The organism is Frankia sp. AiPs1 (genome assembly GCF_023716945.1).
In the GTDB taxonomy this organism is placed as follows: domain Bacteria; phylum Actinomycetota; class Actinomycetes; order Frankiales; family Frankiaceae; genus Frankia.
Window position 1 is genome coordinate 1 of sequence record NZ_JAMQQF010000809.1, and the last position, 1,943, is coordinate 1,943.

At 72.8% G+C, this 1,943-nt stretch carries 1 protein-coding gene and 1 pseudogene; both read left to right on the forward strand.

Annotated elements, in window-relative coordinates:
- Positions 1–1,325: VWA domain-containing protein (locus ND748_RS30895; RefSeq protein WP_251749842.1), on the forward strand; the 1,325-nt coding region annotated here is incomplete at its 5' end.
- Positions 1,326–1,400: 75 nt separating this feature from the next.
- A pseudogene (locus ND748_RS30900) lies at positions 1,401–1,943 on the forward strand (hypothetical protein); the annotation flags it as partial.

The following is a 1,943-nucleotide window of genomic DNA, read 5'->3' on the forward strand; positions in this document are numbered from 1 at the left end:
GCCCCGCGCCGGACCACGCGCCCGCGCCAGCCCAGGGCCCCTCGCCAGCCCAGGGCCCCTCGCCAGCCCAGGGCTCCGCGTCGGCCCCCGACTCGGCGCCGTTCCACGGGCCCCTGCCAGCCCAGGGCTCCGTGCCGGACCACGGGTCCCCGGCGCCGGCCGGATCCCGCCGCCCGGAACTCGCCGAGGTCCTCCTGCTCGACTGTTCGGGCTCGATGGCGAACCCGCCGGAGAAGATCGCCCAGGCCCGCCATGCCGCCTGTGCGGCCATCGACTGCCTGCCCGACGGCGTCTGGTTCGCGATCGTGCGTGGCACCGGCGCCGCCGGCATGATCTATCCGGACAGCCCGCACCTGGTGGCCGCCTCGACCGTCACCCGCGAGCAGGCCCGCTTCGCGGTGAGCCGGATGGAGCCGCGCGGCGGCACCGCCATCGGCCGCTGGCTGGACCTGGCTCGGGCGCTGACGGGAACCCGGCCGCAGGCCATCGCGCACGCGCTGCTGCTCACCGACGGCCAGAACGGTGAGCTGGCGACGGACCTGGCAGCGGCCATCGCCGCGGCCCGTGGGCGGTTTCAGTGCGACTGCCGGGGCATCGGCACCGACTGGCGGGTCGCCGAACTGCGGCTGGTCGCGACGAATCTGCTGGGCACCGTCGACGCGATCGGCAGCCCGGACGAGCTCGTCGCGGACTTCACCAGTGTGGTCGCGACCGCCACCAGCCGGGCCACCAACCGGGTGGCGCTGCGGCTGTGGACCCCCCGGGACGCCAAGGTGGGGTTTCTGCGGGAAGTCTCCCCGCTGCTGCGGGACCTGCGGGCCGAGACGACCACATCCGACGATCACAGCGTCGACTACGCTACCGGCGCGTGGGGAACGGAGTCGCGCGACTACCACCTGAACATCCGGGTGCCGGCCCGGCCGGTCGGGACCGAGGTGCTGGCCGCGCGGGTCAGCCTCGTCATCGACGGCAGGGAGACGTCGCAGGCGCTGGTGAGAGCGATGTGGACGGACGACGAGACCCGGTCAACTCCGATCAGCGCGGCCGTCGCCCACTACACCGGACAGACCGAGCTGGCGGCCTCGGTACTGCGTGGCCTGGAGGCGCGTCAGTCCGGCGACGAGGCCACTGCAACACTGTTGCTCGGACGCGGGGCTCAGTTGGCGCTCGCCTCCGGCAACGAAGACACGTACCGCCTCCTACAGAAGGTGGTTCACATCGACAATGCCACAACAGGTACGGTTCGGTTGAAGAAGAACGTCAAGAAGATCGATGAGATGGTCCTTGACACACGGTCGACGAGGACCCTCCGGGTGAACCGGTGATCAGGTGAGGGCACGTTGCCCTGCGGGGCACCTGTCTCACGACCCGACTACTGCGATCGGTGCGGAATTGGGATCATGAGTGGTCAGGAGAGGTACGAATATCGTCCGGACGACGGCGGTCGGTCTCCCTACGGGACGGACGAGCCCGGCGGCCAGCGTCGGCGTAGCCCGTCGCAGGTAGACGCTCCGGACGCGGCGGGGGGTTACGACCCGCTGGGCATCCGGCGTTCGCCGGCCGACCAGTCCAGCGTGGCGGATCCGCCGCGCGGGGGCGACCCGTACGGCGGGTACGACCGCGACGACTACGCCGACCAGCCACGCGGCGGTCGCGGCTACCAGGCGGACCCGTACGAAGAGCCGGGCGGGTACGACCGTGATCCCTATGCCCGGCGGCGCGAGGACCGGCCGGGCACAGACGACCGGGCCGACCGCGGACGCGACCCCTACGGACGCGACGACCGCGCCCCCGCCAGCTACCCCGACGCCGACCGCGACCCCTACGGCCGCGCACCCGACGACCGGGCCGACCGGGCTGACCGGACCGACCGCGGACGCGACCCCTACGGACGCGACGACCGCGCCCCCGCCAGCTACCCCGACGCCGACCGCGACCCCTAC